The organism is Paraburkholderia sp. GAS334 (assembly GCF_050436625.1).
Classification (GTDB): Bacteria; Pseudomonadota; Gammaproteobacteria; order Burkholderiales; family Burkholderiaceae; genus Paraburkholderia.
This window is the reverse complement of the sequence record NZ_JBNDMO010000019.1, coordinates 25,814-43,348: the sequence shown is the minus strand read 5'-3', so window position 1 is coordinate 43,348 and position 17,535 is coordinate 25,814. Positions and strand designations below refer to the sequence as shown.

Below are 17,535 nucleotides of genomic sequence, written 5' to 3'. Positions count from 1 at the left end.
CGCGCCGCCGGTTTAAGACTGCCGGCGCATACGGGCGAGTCCCACGATCTGGAAATCCCAGTTCCGGGGGAACGTTCACAACTATTGGTAAGGATGCCGTAATGTATAAACTGATGAAATGGGCCGATCAACTGCTTCCCGGCGCGAAGACGATTCCGGAGGTACCCGCGCAACACTCGATGGTCTATATCGCGTCGGGCTCGGCTCTGGTAAATGGCGTGGAACTAGCCGCGGGCAAGGCCTGCTATGCCGAGGAAATCCTGACCGTTGAAGCGGGCAACATCGGTGCAGAATTGTGGCGATGGGGGCTGGTTCACGAGGACGGCGGCCTCGGGTTGTTGAGCGGTACGGGTGTGTTGTCCAGACTGCGAATGGCACGCCGCGTAAAAATGTTCGAGATGATGCCTACCTCGAAATGGCTATTCCGACTCGATTGCATCGTCGGGTTCGAAGGAACAACCGGACTGCACTCCCATCCCGGTTCGGGAATTCGCTGCTTGATCGAAGGCGACCTTCGGACCGAATCAGAAAAAGGGGAGAACACGGTCAACACCAGACGAGGGGATGTCTGGTACGAGGAAGGTGCTTATCCGCTTGTTTCGACGGTGCGGGACGGGGCGAAAACCACCTTTCTGCGCGGAATGATTCTTCCTCCGGAGTATTTGATCTACGGCGAGACGGCGACATGGATTGAAGGGGCCAAGGCCAAATATGCCGAGTGGAAGCCCTTGGAGCAGCGGGTCGTCAGTCTGCGATAGGGGCATTGAAAATGAACACTATCCAACACGTCGGCTTCATCGGCCTCGGGCGCATGGGCCAAGCAATCGTGCCGCGGCTTCTGGGTGCCGGTTTCAGCGTCACGGTATGGAACCGTACCGCCTCGCGGTGTGAGCCCGTCATTGCGGCGGGCGCCACGTTTGCGGAAACCCCCGAAGCGCTCGTACGCACCAGCGATCTCGTGTTCACCATGCTTCATGATGACGCAAGCGTGCTCGACCTATATGCGCGCCTTGCACTGGTGGCAGATGGCCGTCGATTTCTCGAAATGAGCACGGTGCGGCCAAGCACGCACCGCCAGGTAGCGGGCATCGTCGAGCGACATGGGGGCGTTTATACCGACGCGCCTGTTATTGGAACCGTCGGGCCGGCTCGAGCCGGCCAGTTGGTCAGTATGGTTGGTGCGCCGGCGAGTGACGAGCCGTTACTGGGACCGGTTCTCAAGGCCTTCTCCCGCAAACAGTGGTGGCTGGGATCGGTAGGGTTGGGCGCGGCGATGAAGTTGTCGCTGAACTTGATTCTTTGCAGCTACTGGCAACTGCTTGGCGAGAGCCTGGCGTTGGCCGAGCGTAGTGGCCTGCCGCGCGAACTCATGCTCGAGGCAGTGATCGACAGCCCGGCCGCGCTTGCCATGTTGCCGGCCAAAAAAGAGGTCGTCCTGGGAGGGAATTCGACCGCAGCATTCGACGTGGCCGGCCTCTACAAGGATATGCACGCGATTGCCGCCGAAGCTGCAGCCCTTGACGTGCCGATTCCCGGGATGCAAGCGGCCATGGCTCAGGTAATGCAGGCGATAGGCCAAGGCTATGCCTCGCGAGATGTCGCGTCCTTGACGCCTTACTTCATCGAGGCGGTGAATGCCGCCGGGCAGCAGCCCACATCTGAATCTTCGCGGAAGGCATCATGATCAACGACCATCAGCCCACGTTTACGCACATCGGTCATTCCACGGCCGAAGACTGGCGCGCCCTGATGGCGCATTACAACGATCACGTCTCCCGATTGCCCGATCGGATCATGGCGCACATGCGGTTGATGGCGGGCGACTTCGGCGGCTTTCCCGTGGACCGCCTTACCCACTCGCTGCAGACCGCTACGCTCGCCTCTCGCGATGGGCGTGACGAAGAATACGTTGTCTGCGCCTTGCTGCACGACCTGGGTGACCTTCTGGGATCCTTCAATCACCCTGACTTTGCAGCGGTCGTTCTTCAACCGTTCGTGTCCGAGGCGAACCATTGGATGGTCAAGCACCACGGAATTTTCCAGGGATACTACTTCTTCCATCATTTGGGCCTGGACAAGAACATGCGCGACGAGCATCGTGACAGTCCGTACTTCAAGCAGACCGCCGAGTTTTGCGCGCTCTACGACGGTGCAGCCTTCAATCCCGATCTGGAGTGCATGCCGCTGGAGGCGTTCGAACCTATGCTGCGCCGGGTCTTCGCGAAGCCAAAAAACTCCGGCGTGTACGCAAGGATGCAGCCGGGCGGTCAGTGATCCGAAGTCGTGCGAGGCTTGAACGCGGGGGCGCCTTTCAGGCTGCGTGCACAGTCCATATAGGCACGGACTGTGCCGCTCGTCTCGTCGGCTCGACTGAGTCGGACGAGTTCTGCGAAATTGGAGACGCCGGAGAGGGGCCGCATGCTCAATCCGGGCATCGCCATCCGGGAGAGCACAGCGGGAATCACCGCGACTCCCAGTCCGGCAGCCACCATGGCGAACAGAGCGTTCGTGCTTGATGCGCTTTCGATGATGCGAACATCGTCACCCAGGATCGCACGCACCAGCGCCACGGATCCCTCCCCATCTTTCTCGGTCACGGGGAGGATGATTTGCTCGGCTCGCAGGTCCCGCGCCGAGACACGCCGTTTCGAAGCGAGCGGATGGTCGTCCGCCATCGCGACGGCGAGCGGCCAGCGCCCCACGCGCTCTGCACGAAATCGCGAATCACTAGCCAGCAAGACGCTCGGACTATAGGTGACGTCCAATTCGCCGTTGAGCAATGCTTCGGCCAGTTGTTGTGGCGCGACTTCGTCCAGGTGCACTTCCACTTCCGGGTAAAGCTGACGAAAGCGCCGCAAGTCGTCTATCAGTTCGCCGCCGTAGACGGCGGATCCAACAAAGCCGATTCGCACACTGCCGATTTCGCCCTTCAGCGAACGCTGGACGTCCGAACGCACCCGGTCGGCTTGCGCGAGCAGACGCCGCGCATCCGCAAGCAAAATGCCGCCGGCCTCGGTCAGTACCACGCGCCTGCTGGTGCGCTGGAAAAGCGGCCCGCCGAGTTCCTCCTCCAGCGAACGAATCTGCATGCTCAACGCAGGCTGCACGATGTGGAGGCGTTCTGCCGCGCGTCCGAAATGCTCTTCTTCTGCGACGGCAACGAAATAGCGTAGATGGCGAAGGTCCATGTCAATTCCCGCGATCAGATAAGCTGATCAATCTGTCAATTCAATCTATTTTACATCCACCTGCAAACAGGCGAACCTGTCGCTCGAAAACTCATTGAATTTCGACAACCGGGCAGAAGCTATGAAAGCTCACCATGCTGCACGAACTTCGTGCGTCACCATCGCCATGTTAGCGATCTCGTTTCTTTCAGGATGCACCCAGGGCGTGCTCGATCCGAAGGGCCGCGTGGGTGTTGCGGAGAAATCGCTGATCGCGACGTCGACGTGGGTCATGCTGATCGTCGTGGTGCCCGTCATCGTGCTCACGCTCTGGTTCGCGTGGCGATATCGCGCGTCGAATTTGAGCGCGACGTATGCACCGACGTGGGCGCATTCGACTGCCATCGAGGTCGTGATCTGGGCGATCCCGTCGCTCATCATTCTGTATCTCGGCATCCTGACCTGGAAGACCACGCACGAGCTCGATCCCTATCGTCCGTTCCAATTACAGGTCAAACCGCTCGATATCGAGGTCGTTTCGCTCGACTGGAAGTGGCTCTTCATCTACCCGGATCTCGGCATTGCATCGATCAACCAGCTCTCGATTCCCGTCGGCACGCCCGTGAACTTCCGCATCACGTCCGACTCGGTGATGAACTCGTTCTTCATCCCGCAACTCGGCAGCCAGGTGTACTCGATGGCGGGCATGCAGACGCGGCTGCACCTGATTGCCGACAAGCCTGGCGACTACGGCGGCGAGTCGGCGAACTTCAGCGGGCGAGGCTTTTCGGACATGAAGTTCCGTGTGCTGGCGACATCGCCTGACGCGTTCAACGCTTGGGTCGCGAAGGTGCGCACGTCGTCCGATCACCTCGACATGGACACGTACAACACCGTGGGCGCGCCTAGCGAGAAGGTGCCGGTGCGCTATTTCTCATCGGTCGATCCGCGGCTCTTCCACAACATCGTCGCGAAGTACAACAACGGCAACGTCCTCGATCCGCAGGACAGCTCGTGCGGCACACAGGAGTAAGGGATGTTTGGCAAACTGACACTGTCGGAGATTCCGTTCGACCAGCCCATCGTCATGGGCGCGGGCGCCTTCATGGGACTCGTCGTGCTGGTCGTGCTCGGCACGATCACCTATACGAAGCGCTGGAAGTGGCTATGGACCGAGTGGCTCACGACGGTCGACCATAAGAAGCTCGGCGTCATGTACGTCATCGTCGCGCTCATCATGCTGCTGCGCGGCTTCACGGACGCGATCATGATGCGCACGCAGCTTGCACTTGCCTATCGCGCGCCCGGCTATCTTCCGCCGCATCACTACGATCAGGTGTTCTCGGCGCACGGCGTCATCATGATCTTCTTCATGGCGATGACCTTCATGGTCGGCCTGATGAACCTGGTCGTGCCGTTGCAGATCGGCGCGCGTGACGTCGCGTTTCCGTTCCTGAACTCGCTCTCCTTCTGGATGACGGCGGTGAGCGCGATCCTTGTCAACATCTCGCTGGTCGTCGGCGAGTTTGCGCAGACCGGATGGCTTGCCTATCCGCCGCTCTCGGAGCTGCAGTTCAGTCCCGGAGTCGGCGTTGACTACTACATCTGGAGTCTGCAGCTTTCGGGTGTCGGCACGCTGCTCACAGGCATCAACTTCTTCGTGACGATCGTGCGGATGCGCGCACCGGGCATGACGTTCATGAAGATGCCGGTGTTCACGTGGACGGCGCTTTGCACGAACGTGCTGATCATGGCGTCGTTTCCGATCCTGACCGTGACGCTCGCGCTGCTCGGTCTCGACCGCTATCTCGGGATGCACTTCTTCACGAACGACGCGGGCGGCAATCCGATGCTTTACGTGAATCTGATCTGGACATGGGGCCATCCGGAGGTGTACATCCTGATCCTGCCCGCGTTCGGGATTTTCTCCGAAGTCGTCGCGACCTACGCCAGGAAGCCGCTGTTCGGCTACAAGACGATGGTCTATGCGAGCTGCGCGATCACGGTGCTGTCGTTTCTCGTCTGGCTGCATCACTTCTTCACGATGGGCTCGGGTGCCGACGTGAATGCCTTCTTCGGGATCGCGACGATGATCATCGCGATCCCGACTGGTGTGAAGGTGTTCAACTGGCTGTTCACGATCTATCGCGGCCGGCTCGAGTTCTCGACGCCGGTGCTCTGGACGATCGGCTTCATGGTGACGTTCACGATTGGCGGCATGACGGGCGTGATGATGGCGATCCCCGGCGCGGACTTCGTCTTGCATAACAGCCTGTTCCTCATCGCGCATTTTCATAACGTGATCATCGGCGGCGTGCTGTTCGGCTATCTCGCGGGCTTCAACTACTGGTTCCCGAAAGCGTTCGGTTTCAAGCTGAACGAGAAGCTCGGCAAGACAGCGTTCTGGTTCTGGCAGGTTGGCTTCTTCGTCGCGTTCGTGCCGCTCTATGTGCTCGGCTTCATGGGGATGACGCGGCGTCTGAACCACTACGACAACCCCGCATGGCATCCATGGCTGATCGTCGCTGCGGGCGGTGCGGTGCTGATCGCGATCGGCATCGCGTGCCAGCTTCTGCAGCTCGTCGTCAGCATCCGCAATCGGAATCTGCCGCAATACCGCGATACGACTGGCGACCCGTGGGGTGGCCGCACGCTCGAATGGGCGACCACGTCACCGCCGCCCGTGTACAACTTTGCGATGATTCCGCTGGTGCGTGCGCTGGACGCTCACGCCGACATGCGGGCCAGCGGCGAGCGCCTGTCGAAATGGGTGACGTACCGTGACATTCATATGCCGTCGAACACCTGCGCCGGCCTTGTGATCGGTGTCTTCAGCCTCGTGCTCGGCTTTGCGCTCGTGTGGCACATCTGGTGGATGGCGATCGCCGGCCTCGGTGGGATCGTCGCGACGCTCGTGATCTACAGCTCGCGCGACAACGACGGCTATTACATCCCCGCATCGACGGTGCGCGGGATCGAGGAGAAGGACCGCGGCAAGCGTGTGGTCGCGCGCGCACAGGAAGTGGAACGGGAGGCTAGCTGATGTTGCAGAAAACGTTGAGCGCGAACCTGCGCGATCATCCACCGTCGCATTCGGTATTCGGTTTCTGGCTGTACCTGATGACCGACTGCGTGATCTTCGCGGCGCTTTTCGCGACGTTCGCGGTGCAAGGCCGCCAATACGCAGGCGGCCCGGACGCGACGGCGCTGTTCGACATTCCGGGCGTCCTGATCGAGACGGCGGCGCTGCTCTTGAGCAGCATCACCTTCGGCTTCGCGATGCTCGGCGCGCATCGGCAAAAGCGCGGCGCGGTGCTCGGCTGGCTCGCGGTGACGTTCGTGTGCGGCGCGGCGTTTCTCGAAATGGAGCTACGCGAGTTTTCGCGTCTGATCGCGGAAGGCGCAGGCCCGGGCCGCAGCGCGTTTTTGTCGTCGTTCTTCACGCTGGTCGGCACGCACGGCTTGCACGTGGCGCTGGGCCTGCTGTGGATGGTAGTCCTCGCGGTACAAATGTTCCGGCGCCCGACACTGACCGAGCGCGACATCCGACGCCTGACATGCTTGAGCCTTTTCTGGCACTTCCTGGATATCGTCTGGATTTGCGTGTTTACCTTTGTCTATCTCGTGAGCGTCATCTAAATGGCTCAATCGCATGTTTCTAATGGTGACGATGCTCATGGCAGCGTCGGCGACTATATCGCTGGGTTCGTTCTCTCCGTATTGCTGACGGCTGCGTCGTTTGGGCTCGTGCTGGGCGGCTTACTGCCGCCGCGCACCGAGCTCGTTTCACTCGCTGCGCTCGCGTTCGTGCAGATCGTCGTACACCTCATTTACTTTCTTCATATGAACGGCTCGTCGAGCCAGCGCTGGAATGTGCTTGCATTCAGTTTCACGGTACTTGTGGCGGCCATCGTCATCGTCGGCTCGCTCTGGGTCATGCACAACGCCAGCTTGAACATGATGTCGCGCTAGGCCGCTTCGTTACGCTCGCCGTCTTGGGGCTCATATTGCCTGAGACGAACGGCGTGTTGAATACGTGAAAGACAATGGCAACTCCCAATACGACATCACGGGCCCATTTCGACAATGCCGAAATCGGCAGCGATTTTTTTTACCTCGTTTCCCGAGCAAATGCCGTGCTGGCAAACTCGATCTCGCGGCGCGCGATGCAAGCGCTCAATGTCACGGCGATGCAAGGGCGTTTGCTGTATCTGGTCGATCGGTATGGGCTTTCGCATGCCGGCGAAATTGCGCGCGAATGTAATATCCACCCAACCGCGATCACACGCCTGATCGACCGTCTCGTCAGAAACGGCTTCCTCACACGAGCACGTTGCGTGCTGGACCGGCGCATGATTCGACTCGTCCTGACGCCGCAAGGCCAAGCCGTAGCTGACCAGATGCCAGCGATATTCACGGATGTCTACAACGAAGTGCTGGCCGACTTCAGCCCGGATGAGCATGCCTTCTTCAAGGCGATGTTGCGGCGTCTTCTTGCTTCATGAGGCATCGTCAGGGCCCGGTTGCGCGTTGAACCGCTTCTCGCAGCGACTACACTCCTCTGTGATGCAATTTCCTGACCTCAATCTTCTCTTTGCCCTTGACGTGCTGCTCGAAGAGGGATCAGTCGTGGCCGCCGCGCGCCGCATGAACCTGAGCGCGCCGGCGATGAGCCGCACGCTGGCGCGCATTCGCGAGACAATCGGCGACCCCATTTTCGTCAAGGTCGGGCGCAAGATGGTCCCCACGCCGCGCGCACTGACGTTGCGAGAACAGGTCCATCAGTCGGTGCAGAGTGCACGCCGGCTGCTGGAGCCCGAGCGGGAAGTCGATCTGCCGTCTCTCAAACGAGATTTCAATCTGCACGCGAACGATGTCTTCATTAGCGCGTTCGGTCAGGCCCTGATGGAGCGGCTTTGTGCCGAGGCGCCGCACGTGCTGCTGCGCTTTTCTCCAGAGCAGGACCGGGAGGACACGGTGCTGGAGGACGGCAAGGTCGACCTGTACATCAGCGCTATGCGTCCGATGGGTACGGACGTTCACGTCCAATCTCTATTCACGACGAAATTCGTGGGGATGGCGCGGGACGCGCACCCCATCTTCGATCACGAGATCACGCCGGAACGCTTTGCTCGATACGAACAGATCAGCGTGTCGCGGCGTGGGCGCCCGAACGGCCCGATCGATGTGGCCCTGCAGCGGTTGGGCCTATCGCGGCGGGTGTCCCTCGTGGCTCCGACGTTTCACTCCGGCGTTTTCATGCTCGGAAGTTCGGACTTGATCCTGACCGTACCCGAGCACGTTGCGTGGGCGGTACGGCGGATGGGTTTGCGAGCGCGGTCGTTCGAGCTGCCGTTGCCGCTCGAGACGGTGGTCGTTGTCCAGGCGTGGCATCCGCGGTTTCAGAGCGATAGTGCGCATCAGTGGCTCCGACGCATCATTCGCGAACTGTGCGCCGGTCACGTGAACGGCGCATCCGGCGTTATGTTGCCTGCGCAATGAGTGCGTTTGGCGCACGGCAGTAGTGCAAAGATTTCAATTTTCGTATTGATCCGCCGTACCTAGACTTGCCGCATTGATATGTGGTCTGCAGAAGGGGAACGGTGAAGTCTATGCTCATGCCGATCGACGCCGTTGTGGCGTCCATGCTGTGGCGGGTCGTAACGTGGTGGCGGACATGAACAATGTCGCGCTTGCGCTCCGGCAGACCGAGTCTCCTTCGAAAGCTCCCGCCAATGCCGCTTCGCCTCCGGCGTTTGGTGCGCGAATTCTCGTCGGCATGGGCGGCATTCTCCTCGCTGTTGTGATCGCGCAGATCAACGACCACGTGACCGAAATCGCGATGGGCGATATCCGCGGCGCCATGGGGATCAGCCATGACGATGCCTCCTGGCTATCCACGCTTTATCAGGTGACCCAGGTGTCGGCAATGATGTTTGCTCCCTGGTGCGCGATGACCTTCTCCCTCAGGCGCTTCACGATCGGTGCGGTTGCGGTGTTTGCCGTGCTCGGGCTCGTCTTTCCGTTTGCCTTCTCCACCAGCGCGCTTTACGTATTGCGCGTGCTGCAGGGCTTCGCCGGTGGTTGCCTTCCGCCCATGCTGATGACGGTCGCGCTACGTTTCCTGCCCCCGGGGATCAAGCTGTATGGGCTTGGCGCATACGCGTTGACCGCTACGTTCGCCCCGAATCTTGGCACGCCGCTCGCAGCGTGGTGGACTGAATACGTTAACTGGCGATTCCTGTTCTGGGAGATAGCGCCCCTCGGCTTGCTTTCCATTCTGATGATCGCCTGGGGGCTTCCGCAGGATCCTCTGCGTCTTGAGCGCTGCAGGCAGTTTGACTGGCGCGGGGTGTTATTCGGCTTTCCTGCGGTCGGAATGTTTGTCGCCGCGCTGGGTCAGGGCACGCGGCTGGGCTGGACGGACTCGCCGCTGATCTGCATTCTGCTCATTGGGGCCGCGATCATGTTCGTGCTGTTTCTGGTGAACGAATGGTTCCATCCATTGCCGTTCTTGAAGATCCAGTTGCTGGCACGGATGAACCTGACCCATGCTCTGATCACACTCGGCGGTGTCCTGCTCATATTCGTCGCGGTTGCGAGCGTTCCCGCAGCCTATCTTGCCGAAGTGAAGGGTTATCGGCCCTTGCAGAGCGCACCCCTTTCATTGTGCGTGGCGTTGCCCCAACTGCTGGCGCTGCCTTTGGTCGCCGCCTTGTGCAACATTCGCGCGATTGACTGCCGCTGGATTCTGGCCACGGGCATCGGTCTGATCGTGTTGACGTGCGGGGTCGGCAGCTACCTCACGTCGGACTGGGTGCGTGACAACTTCTACGTATTGCAGATCATTCAGATCTTCGCGCAACCGATGGCGGTCATTCCGCTTCTCATGCTGGCCACCAACGGAATGGCGCCGGCCGAGGGGCCGTTCGCCTCCGCATGGTTCAACACGATCAAGGGGCTCGCTTCTGTTGTGGGCGCAGGCGTGACCGAAGGGTTTTTCGCCATGCGTGAACATTTTCATTCGAACGTGCTCGTTGACCAGCTGGGTAACCGGCCGCATGCGCTGGCCATGGCAAACGACGGGTTTGCCCGGGCGACAGGACTACCTCACCACGCCTTTCTGCTGCTTCTCGACGAGCGGATGCGGGAGCAGGCGATGGTTCTCGCTTCGGCCGATGTTTTCCGGTTGATGGCGCTCGTTGCCGTTGCGCTGATCGTGCTGATTCCCTTGATCGCTCCGCGTGTTTATCCGCCCCGTGCCATCGCCAGCAACTCGACCCGATAACGTTTCGTTTTAGTCATGTCTGAATCCATGCAAAGAAGAAAGCTTTATATCGCTGCCGCCGCCGTTCTGATCGTGATTGTGGTGTCGGGAGTAGTCGCAAGATTTGTCTTTTCGTCGTCATCTCAGACGACCAACGATGCCTATGTGACCGCCGATTTCACCGTAGTTTCGCCGCGCGTGGCCGGCCAGGTCACGGTCCTCTCGGTCGATGACAATCAGGTTGTCCACCAGGGCCAGCTGCTCGCCCAGATCGACGACCGGGACTACAAGGCGGCGGTTGCTTCCGCGGAGGCGAATGTCGCAATGGCGAAAGCCGCTATCGACAATGCGTCGGCGAGTATCGTCCAGCAGCAGTCCGTCATCGAACAGGCGAATGCCGCGTTGACCGCGGCTCGCGCGAACTATACCTTTGCCCGGGCTGACTACAACCGCTACACGGACCTGGCGAGTCACGGCGCGGGAAGCGTCCAGAACGCGCAGCAGGCACAATCGCGCATCGATACCGCGCAGGCGGATGTTTCCCGCAACGAAGCCACAGTAAAGGCCGCACGGCAGCAGATCGCGGTTCTGCAGTCCGACCGGGAGCGGGCGCAAGCGGCCCTCGGACAAGCACTGGCGGCACTGGACACCGCCCGTCTGAACCTGTCGTGGACGCGTATCGTGGCGCCGGTCGACGGCATGGTTGGCCAACGCGCGGTGCGCCTCGGGGCCTATGTCACAGCGGGAACGCCACTGCTTGCGGTGGTCCCGCTGCAGCAAGCCTTCGTTATCGCCAATTTCCAGGAAACACAGCTAACTTCGGTGCATCGCGGAGAGGCGACCGATATTCACGTGGATTCCTTCCCAGGCGTTGTGCTGCACGGAACGGTGGACACCCTGGCGCCGGCCACCGGCGTAACTTTTGCCGCCATCGCACCCGACAACGCGACAGGCAACTTCACCAAGGTGGTCCAGCGCATTCCGGTGAAGATCGTACTGCGTCCCGGGCAGCCTGCGTTGCGGAGACTTCGCGTGGGCATGTCGGTCGAGGCGACCATTCACATGGGAGGCTCGCATGTGGACGAAGGCGAGGAGGGCGTCGCACGATGAGCATGCTCAGGGCACGAATCGCCGCAGGGGCACTTTTGACGGCACTTGCCGGGTGTACCGTCGGTCCGGACTATCACGAGCCAAAGGCCGTGCTGCCAGCACAGTGGACCGACCACGCGACCCAGGCTTTCACGGTCGATCGCAGCCTCACGATACCGGACGATGTCGACGCGCGCTGGTGGACAGCGTTCTCGGACGCGGAGCTTTCCTCACTCGTCGAGCGCGTAGCGGGCGCGAACCTCGATGTCAAGGTCGCCACGCAACGGTTCATGCAGGCGCGAGCGGCCCGTGGCATGACCGGTGCCGACGCACTGCCCGCGCTGCAGGGCTCCGCGTCGTATCAGCACGCGCGTTCGAGCCAGAATGGGCTTGTGGACATCTCCGGGTTGAACGGCAAGAGTGACTATAACGTCTGGCAGCCGGGAATCGACGCTTCATGGGAGCTTGATGTTTGGGGACGCGTGCGCCGCGAGATCGAATCGGCTGACGCGTCGGTGCAGGCGAGTGCTGACCTGCGTCGCGGCGTGTTGCTGTCGGCGATGGCCGAGACGGCGTGCGATTACATCCAGCTGCGGGGGGTGCAGGCACAACAGGCCATCGTTCGGCAAAACCTCGAGATCGCACGCCAGAGCTTGGCGCTCACGCAGATTCGCTTCGCTGACGGGGTGGCAACGCACCTCGAAACCGCAGAGGCTGCAGCGCAGGTGAGTGAAATTGAGGCACGCCTGCCGGCGCTGGAAAACCAGCGCGTCCATCTGGTCAACGCGCTGAGCTTCCTGCTTGGCGAACCGCCGCGAACGCTGGAGCGCGAACTTGATACCGTACATCCCATTCCTCCCGTGCCGCCTCGCGTGCCCGTTGGACTCCCTTCACAACTGGCCGAGCGTCGTCCGGATATCAGGGAGGCGGAAGCGCGTTTGCATGCGGCGACGGCCGATGTCGGCGCGGCGGTCGGAGACTTCTATCCACGGATCACGCTCTCGGCGAACCTGAGTCTTCAGGCCATGCATTTCGACGGTCTCGACGAATGGAGTTCGCACATGTTCGGCGTCGGTCCGGCGCTGACCGTGCCGATATTCGAGGGAGGCCGGCTGAAAGGGCAACTCGAGCTGCGCAAGGCGCAACAGCGAGAGACAATGATCGAATACCAGCGTGTCGTGCTCAATGCCTGGCACGAGGTCGACGACGCGATGAGCGATTACGACACACGTCAGGCCAGGCAGGTGAAGCTCGACACCGCGGTAGTACAGGATCAAGTGGCGCTTGAGAACGCTCGCCTTCAATACGTTGCGGGCGCTACGGACTTCCTGAACGTCCTCACGGTCCAGCGGGATCTGTTGGATACCCAGCAGGCGAGAGCCGTCAGCACCACAGAAGTTTCGCTCGCGCTCGTCGGCCTTTTCAAGGCACTCGGTGGCGGGTGGGAGACCTCCTTCCCGGTGGCGTCTTCGGTGAAGCGCGACAGCCCGTTGCGCACTGGGAACCGCGCCTCGATCGATGACAGTGTTTCGCGGTCCTCCATGACAGCGTCAGATCTGGATGAACGATGATGAGTCTTCATTCATTGCACGTTCGCAGAAGCCGCTTCGGGATAAGTCGATTCCCACCCGCCGCCAAGCGCCTTGTAAAGAGAGGCCAGCGTCGTGGAGATGCCGGTGATGTTATCGCTCAGATCCTGTTGCCCCGAAAGGAGGTTACGCTGTGCATCGAGCACCTGAAGGAATGGGCCTGTACCGGCAACGTATTGCGCCTGAGCCAGGCGGAGTGCCCTTTGATCGTCCTTGACGGCTGCTTCCAGTTGGTCGCGGCGGAGCTGTTGCGATGAATATTGCGTCAGGGCGTTGTCGATCTCGTGCCACGCAGATAGCACGACCCTCTGGTAAGTCACTGCTGCTTCCTGCTGCTGCAATTTGCGAAGGTTGAGCGTACCCTTCAATCGCCCACCCTCAAAGATCGGCACCGTAATCGATGGACCGATTGCAAACTGATGAGACGCCCAATCTCCCAGTTGACTGAACTGGAGTGCCTGCAGACTGGCACTGCCCGAAAGGGTGATTCTCGGATAGAAGTCTGCCGTTGCGACGCCAACTTCCGCGGTTGCCTGATGCAGCGTTGCCTCCGCCTCTCGAATGTCCGGCCGGCGCTGCGCCAGTTCTGACGGGATGCCGATAGGGACCACCGGTGGCGTTGGTGGCACCGGCTTGCGGGATTCAAGCTCAGCTCGCAGCGCACCAGGGGCTTCGCCAAGCAGGAAGCTAAGGCGATTGATGGTCTCTTCCTCCCGCTGTTTCAGTTGAGGCACAAGAGCGGCCTCTCTCGATACTTGAGACGCTGCTTGAGCGATATCCAACTCGGTCGCGAGTCCGTGAGCATTCCGCTCGCGTGTGACCCTTTCAATGTCTTTGGCGGCGTGCAGGTTCTCGAGCGTGATGGTGTAGTCGGATTGAATGCCGCGTAGCTGGATATAGTCGCGTGCGACTTCGGCCATGGTCGACAGCAACAGGTCGCGACGCGCATCGGCCTGAATCTCGACGGATGCGTCGGCAGCTTCGACTTCTCGACTCACCCGGCCCCAGAGGTCCAGTTCCCACGACGAGTCAAAACCCACCTGGAAGACGTTAAAGGAAGACGCATTACTACCCCGATTGGGGGTTACCGTCGGCCCGTTATTCCCGTTTGCAGCCGTAGCCGGATTGGGCGTTTGAGCCAGCGTACCCGCGGAACTCAAAATGCCATTGGCACTCGAGCGTTCGCGGGTGACGCCGGCATTGGCCTCGACGGAAGGATACCGGTCCGCCGCCGTGACGGTGCGCGTCGCGCGGCTCTCGGCAAGCCTGAGTGATGCAACCTTGAGATCAAGGTTGGCACCAGCAACAGCATTCTCCAGGTTTAGCAATTCTGGATCGTTGAACGAGGTCCACCAGGACGAATTGACAGGCTGCGAGGTCACGCGACTCTGGCCGGCCTCGTTCGCTTGACATGCCGATGCGCACCAGTTCGTCGGCAGCTTGGCTTCCGGCAGCCTAAAGTTGGGTCCTACGGTACATCCGGCCAGCAGCACGGCGGCCGCGGCAATTTGAAGCTTAAGGAGTTTCATGACGTCGACTCTCGATAGTGGGAAATGCCATCAATGCATCGGCGTGGACTGGCGGCCGCTATCTTTGACTGGCGAAAGCAGCGTTGCCAGCGGAATCATTGCGGCAGCAACGACAGCGCCGTAGATGAAAACGTCGGCGTACGCCAGCACGGCAGATTGAAGCTGGAGGTTACTAAACACGAGCGAGACCGCTTCGTTATGTAATCTGCTTGCGGCCCAGCCGAGAGAACGGAGTGTCGCCTCGTTCTGGGCGACGAGTTCATTGAAAGACTTATTGAGTGGCGTCAACCAGGTCGACAAATGAGCCTGGCGAGCCTGCGTACGCTCCGTGACGAGCGCAGTGGAGACCGAAATGCCGATTGAGCCGGACACGTTGCGGAACATCACGAACAGTGCCGCCGCGTCGGCACTTAGCGATTTGGGCACGCTGTGAAACGACATGATACTGATCGGGACGAACAAAAATCCCAATGCAGCGCTTTGGATGCAACGCATCATCGCAAGCGTGCGGAAGTCGATCGAAGGCACGATCGTATTGCTATACCAAAGCGCGAGCATCATGATTCCAAAACCCACTGCGATCACATAGCGCAATTGCACGACTTTCATGAGACGGCCGACCGGCGGAATGAGCAGCATGATCGCAACGCCCCCAGGCGCGAGAACCAGTCCGGCCCACGTCGCGGTATACCCCAACGTCTGCTGGGCGAACTGCGGTATGAGCACCGAGGACCCATACAGGATGACGCTCATGCCGATAATCAGGATCGAACTGATTGCGAAGTTGCGATCCTTGAACACGCGGAGATCGACGACCGGCTTCTTTACGCTCAATAACCAGATGATGGCGCCTGCGATCCCGAGACCCGAAAGGATTGTCAAGCGAACGATGAGAGGTGACCCAAACCATCCCTCGTCTTCGCCACGGTCCATCATGACCTGCATGCAGCCCAGCCCGAGCGTGATTAACGACAAGCCTACGTAGTCGACTGATCGCCTCTGCTTGACTGCCCAAGGGGGATCTTCCACGAGAGCGCCGACCGCAAAGCAGGCAAAAATGCCTACCGGAATATTGATGAAAAATATCCAACGCCACGAGGCATGGTCCGTGATGTAGCCGCCAAGGACCGGGCCGAGCACGGGGGCCACAATGGTTGCGATTGCCGTGATCGCAAAGGCCGCCCCGCGTTTTTCGGGCTTGAACGAGTCCAGCACAATCGCTTGCTGATTCGGTTGCAAGCCGCCCCCGAAAAAGCCTTGCAGCAGCCGGAACACGATCAGTTGCGGCAAGCTCTGTGCAAGACCACATAGCAGCGAGCAAACCGTGAACATCGCGATACAAATGAGGAAGTATCGCTTTCTCCCGAACACTGATCCCAACCATCCCGAGATGGTGAGCACGATTCCGTTGGCGACCAGATATGACGTGAGCGCCCATGTGGCGTCGTCGGAGCTGATCGACAGACTGCCCGCGATATGAGGCAAGGCGACATTAACGATGGTCGTATCGAGGATTTCCATGAACGCGGCAATCGTCACGACGACCGCGATCAACCAGGGATTGGCGCGCGGCTTCCAGGCCGCGGCTTGGGCTTCGGCTATCGTGTTCATCGCAACTCAACTGTCGGCTCGACCGAAAGATTAAGAGGAAGGGGCCTGTTTGGATCCGTGCCGGAGTCGATCACAATCTTGACCGGAACCCGCTGAACGATCTTGACGAAATTGCCCGTGGCGTTTTCGGCTGGGAACGCAGTGAACTTGCCGCCTGAACCGAGCTGTATGCTATCGACATGCCCCTTCAGCTTTAGATTGGAATACGCATCGACGGCAATCGATACTTGTTGCCCCGGACGCATGTGCGTGAGTTCGGTCTCTTTGAAGTTCGCCGTGACCCAAACCTCGGGGCTGACGATGGAGAACAATTGTTGTCCCACCTGCACGTAGTCCCCTTTCTCCACTTGCCGCTTGGTGACCCATCCGTCTTGCGGCGCCCTGACGTCACACCAGCCCACGTTGAGATTTGCCCCGTCGAGGTCGGCCTGGGCGCGCTTGAGCGCCCCTTGGAGTTGCTCGACATGTGCCTTGGCGTCGGCAATGTTGAGGCTGACAGGCTCAGCGATGCGCTTCGCTGCCTGAGCCACCGCTAGCTGCCCGTCAGCCGCGTTTCGTTCAGCAGTGGCGTAGTCGACATCGTGCGATGTCGTGGCTTCTTTGGGGATCTCGTGCTGACGAAGGAATTCCGACTGCGCCTTGAAAAGGTTGGCGCGCTGCGTGGCGAGCGTTGCCTGCGCTTCATCAAACCGTGCGGGATAACTGATCTTGGCGAGCTCTAGTTCCGATTGCGCCGAGGCCAGTTGTCCTTCAGTCGATTCGAGATCGCCTTGCGCATGCGCGCGCGCCGCCATGTAGTCGGTGCATTGAACCTGAATGAGGACCTGCCCTTGATGGACGAACTGATTGTCGGCCACATTGAGCGCAGCGACATAGCCAGCTACGTGGGGAGCGACGGTAATGGCCCGCCCGTCGGTGTAGGCGTCGTCAGTTGAAACCTTGTTGCCGCTCGTGAAAGAGTACGCGATGCCACCGGCGGCCAGAATGGCACCGGCTATCGCCGCGACAACGATCTTGTGCTTGCGGATGCGAGGTGCGCGCGTAGCTTGCGCCTGAACGTCCTCCCGCGTCTGTACGTCGGTCATGTTTGCAACTCCTGAACGGGAAACCGGCTTGCGCCCACCGCAAGCCGCGAATACGACCGTCTAGGCACACATCCTATTTTTCGCAAATACGTTTGTCAAGTGATTGACAATATTCTAGATATATAGTTTTTGTTCATACTAATTTGAGCGGTACTTTGTCATGTACCATACTGTTTTGTGCCTGATAGGCAGATCGAG

16 protein-coding genes are annotated in these 17,535 nt (G+C 60.1%); 12 read left to right on the top strand and 4 right to left on the bottom strand.

The features are described from left to right. Nucleotides 1–101: 101 nt before the first annotated feature. Genes P3T21_RS27470 through P3T21_RS27460 form a run of 3 tightly spaced genes read left to right on the top strand, consistent with a single transcriptional unit; the run spans nucleotide 102 to nucleotide 2,274 of the window. Entirely contained in the window at nucleotides 102–758 is a 657-nt protein-coding gene (locus P3T21_RS27470) for a hypothetical protein (RefSeq protein ID WP_429259106.1), read from the top strand. Between the two features lie 11 nt (nucleotides 759–769). Then, entirely contained in the window at nucleotides 770–1,684 is a 915-nt protein-coding gene (locus tag P3T21_RS27465) for an NAD(P)-dependent oxidoreductase (RefSeq protein WP_429259105.1), read from the top strand. Next, nucleotides 1,681–2,274 (top strand): HD domain-containing protein, encoded by a 594-nt coding sequence (locus tag P3T21_RS27460; RefSeq protein ID WP_429259104.1) that lies wholly within the window; start codon nucleotides 1,681–1,683, stop codon nucleotides 2,272–2,274. The genes P3T21_RS27465 and P3T21_RS27460 overlap by 4 nt, the downstream gene beginning before the upstream one ends. Here P3T21_RS27460 and P3T21_RS27455 read toward each other — a convergent pair. Then, complete coding sequence (locus tag P3T21_RS27455) at nucleotides 2,268–3,188, bottom strand: LysR substrate-binding domain-containing protein (RefSeq protein ID WP_429259103.1); 921 nt, start codon at nucleotides 3,186–3,188, stop codon at nucleotides 2,268–2,270. The two genes, P3T21_RS27460 and P3T21_RS27455, sit on opposite strands and share 7 nt — an antisense overlap. A gap of 166 nt (nucleotides 3,189–3,354) precedes the next feature. On the opposite strand from P3T21_RS27455, the gene cyoA reads away from it, so the two are divergent. The 9 genes from cyoA (at nucleotide 3,355) to P3T21_RS27410 (ending at nucleotide 13,094) form a co-directional block, all read left to right on the top strand. Next, nucleotides 3,355–4,200 (top strand): ubiquinol oxidase subunit II, encoded by an 846-nt coding sequence (gene cyoA / locus P3T21_RS27450; RefSeq protein WP_429259191.1) that lies wholly within the window; start codon nucleotides 3,355–3,357, stop codon nucleotides 4,198–4,200. A 3-nt stretch (nucleotides 4,201–4,203) separates the two neighbouring features. Beyond that, entirely contained in the window at nucleotides 4,204–6,210 is a 2,007-nt protein-coding gene (gene cyoB, locus P3T21_RS27445) for a cytochrome o ubiquinol oxidase subunit I (protein WP_429259102.1), read from the top strand. Further along, the gene (cyoC, locus tag P3T21_RS27440; RefSeq protein ID WP_429259101.1) at nucleotides 6,210–6,806 is read left to right on the top strand and encodes a cytochrome o ubiquinol oxidase subunit III; all 597 of its coding nucleotides are present in this window, start codon (nucleotides 6,210–6,212) and stop codon (nucleotides 6,804–6,806) included. Before cyoB ends, cyoC begins: the two co-directional genes overlap by 1 nt. Beyond that, complete coding sequence (gene cyoD, locus P3T21_RS27435; protein ID WP_429259100.1) at nucleotides 6,807–7,139, top strand: cytochrome o ubiquinol oxidase subunit IV; 333 nt, start codon at nucleotides 6,807–6,809, stop codon at nucleotides 7,137–7,139. Between the two features lie 74 nt (nucleotides 7,140–7,213). Then, nucleotides 7,214–7,672, top strand: coding sequence for a MarR family winged helix-turn-helix transcriptional regulator (locus tag P3T21_RS27430; protein WP_429259099.1), 459 nt, complete (start codon nucleotides 7,214–7,216; stop codon nucleotides 7,670–7,672). Between the two features lie 61 nt (nucleotides 7,673–7,733). Beyond that, nucleotides 7,734–8,669: a LysR family transcriptional regulator gene (locus P3T21_RS27425; RefSeq protein WP_429259190.1), complete on the top strand. Its 936-nt coding sequence runs from the start codon at nucleotides 7,734–7,736 to the stop codon at nucleotides 8,667–8,669. A gap of 277 nt (nucleotides 8,670–8,946) precedes the next feature. After that, a complete protein-coding gene (locus tag P3T21_RS27420) occupies nucleotides 8,947–10,455 on the top strand; it encodes an MFS transporter (RefSeq protein WP_429259098.1) in 1,509 nt (502 codons plus the stop codon). A 144-nt stretch (nucleotides 10,456–10,599) separates the two neighbouring features. Then, entirely contained in the window at nucleotides 10,600–11,544 is a 945-nt protein-coding gene (locus P3T21_RS27415) for an efflux RND transporter periplasmic adaptor subunit (protein WP_429259097.1), read from the top strand. After that, nucleotides 11,541–13,094: an efflux transporter outer membrane subunit gene (locus P3T21_RS27410; RefSeq protein WP_429259096.1), complete on the top strand. Its 1,554-nt coding sequence runs from the start codon at nucleotides 11,541–11,543 to the stop codon at nucleotides 13,092–13,094. Before P3T21_RS27415 ends, P3T21_RS27410 begins: the two co-directional genes overlap by 4 nt. Before the next feature lie 11 nt (nucleotides 13,095–13,105). Here P3T21_RS27410 and P3T21_RS27405 read toward each other — a convergent pair whose 3' ends face one another. The 3 genes from P3T21_RS27405 to P3T21_RS27395 are packed head-to-tail and all read right to left on the bottom strand — an operon-like array spanning nucleotide 13,106 to nucleotide 17,337. Next, a complete protein-coding gene (locus P3T21_RS27405; protein WP_429259095.1) occupies nucleotides 13,106–14,641 on the bottom strand; it encodes an efflux transporter outer membrane subunit in 1,536 nt (511 codons plus the stop codon). 30 nt (nucleotides 14,642–14,671) lie between these two features. After that, nucleotides 14,672–16,252 carry a DHA2 family efflux MFS transporter permease subunit gene (locus tag P3T21_RS27400; protein WP_429259094.1) on the bottom strand — a complete coding sequence of 527 codons (1,581 nt, stop codon included), beginning with the start codon at nucleotides 16,250–16,252 and terminating at the stop codon, nucleotides 14,672–14,674. Next, nucleotides 16,249–17,337, bottom strand: a complete 1,089-nt coding sequence (locus P3T21_RS27395; RefSeq protein WP_429259093.1) for an HlyD family secretion protein — start codon at nucleotides 17,335–17,337, stop codon at nucleotides 16,249–16,251. The genes P3T21_RS27400 and P3T21_RS27395 overlap by 4 nt, the downstream gene beginning before the upstream one ends. Nucleotides 17,338–17,535 lie beyond the last annotated feature (198 nt).

Excerpts from the sequence above, each read along its gene's own strand:
- cyoD (WP_429259100.1), top strand. The coding sequence starts at position 6,807 with ATGGCTCAATCGCATGTTTCTAATGGTGACGATGCTCATGGCAGCGTC.
- cyoB (WP_429259102.1), top strand. The coding sequence starts at position 4,204 with ATGTTTGGCAAACTGACACTGTCGGAGATTCCGTTCGACCAGCCCATC.
- P3T21_RS27430 (WP_429259099.1), top strand. The coding sequence starts at position 7,214 with ATGGCAACTCCCAATACGACATCACGGGCCCATTTCGACAATGCCGAA.
- cyoC (WP_429259101.1), top strand. The coding sequence starts at position 6,210 with ATGTTGCAGAAAACGTTGAGCGCGAACCTGCGCGATCATCCACCGTCG.
- P3T21_RS27395 (WP_429259093.1), bottom strand. The coding sequence starts at position 17,337 with ATGACCGACGTACAGACGCGGGAGGACGTTCAGGCGCAAGCTACGCGC.
- P3T21_RS27460 (WP_429259104.1), top strand. The coding sequence starts at position 1,681 with ATGATCAACGACCATCAGCCCACGTTTACGCACATCGGTCATTCCACG.
- P3T21_RS27410 (WP_429259096.1), top strand. The coding sequence starts at position 11,541 with ATGAGCATGCTCAGGGCACGAATCGCCGCAGGGGCACTTTTGACGGCA.
- P3T21_RS27400 (WP_429259094.1), bottom strand. The coding sequence starts at position 16,252 with ATGAACACGATAGCCGAAGCCCAAGCCGCGGCCTGGAAGCCGCGCGCC.
- cyoA (WP_429259191.1), top strand. The coding sequence starts at position 3,355 with ATGTTAGCGATCTCGTTTCTTTCAGGATGCACCCAGGGCGTGCTCGAT.
- P3T21_RS27405 (WP_429259095.1), bottom strand. The coding sequence starts at position 14,641 with ATGAAACTCCTTAAGCTTCAAATTGCCGCGGCCGCCGTGCTGCTGGCC.
- P3T21_RS27425 (WP_429259190.1), top strand. The coding sequence starts at position 7,734 with ATGCAATTTCCTGACCTCAATCTTCTCTTTGCCCTTGACGTGCTGCTC.
- P3T21_RS27465 (WP_429259105.1), top strand. The coding sequence starts at position 770 with ATGAACACTATCCAACACGTCGGCTTCATCGGCCTCGGGCGCATGGGC.
- P3T21_RS27455 (WP_429259103.1), bottom strand. The coding sequence starts at position 3,188 with ATGGACCTTCGCCATCTACGCTATTTCGTTGCCGTCGCAGAAGAAGAG.
- P3T21_RS27420 (WP_429259098.1), top strand. The coding sequence starts at position 8,947 with ATGGGCGGCATTCTCCTCGCTGTTGTGATCGCGCAGATCAACGACCAC.
- P3T21_RS27470 (WP_429259106.1), top strand. The coding sequence starts at position 102 with ATGTATAAACTGATGAAATGGGCCGATCAACTGCTTCCCGGCGCGAAG.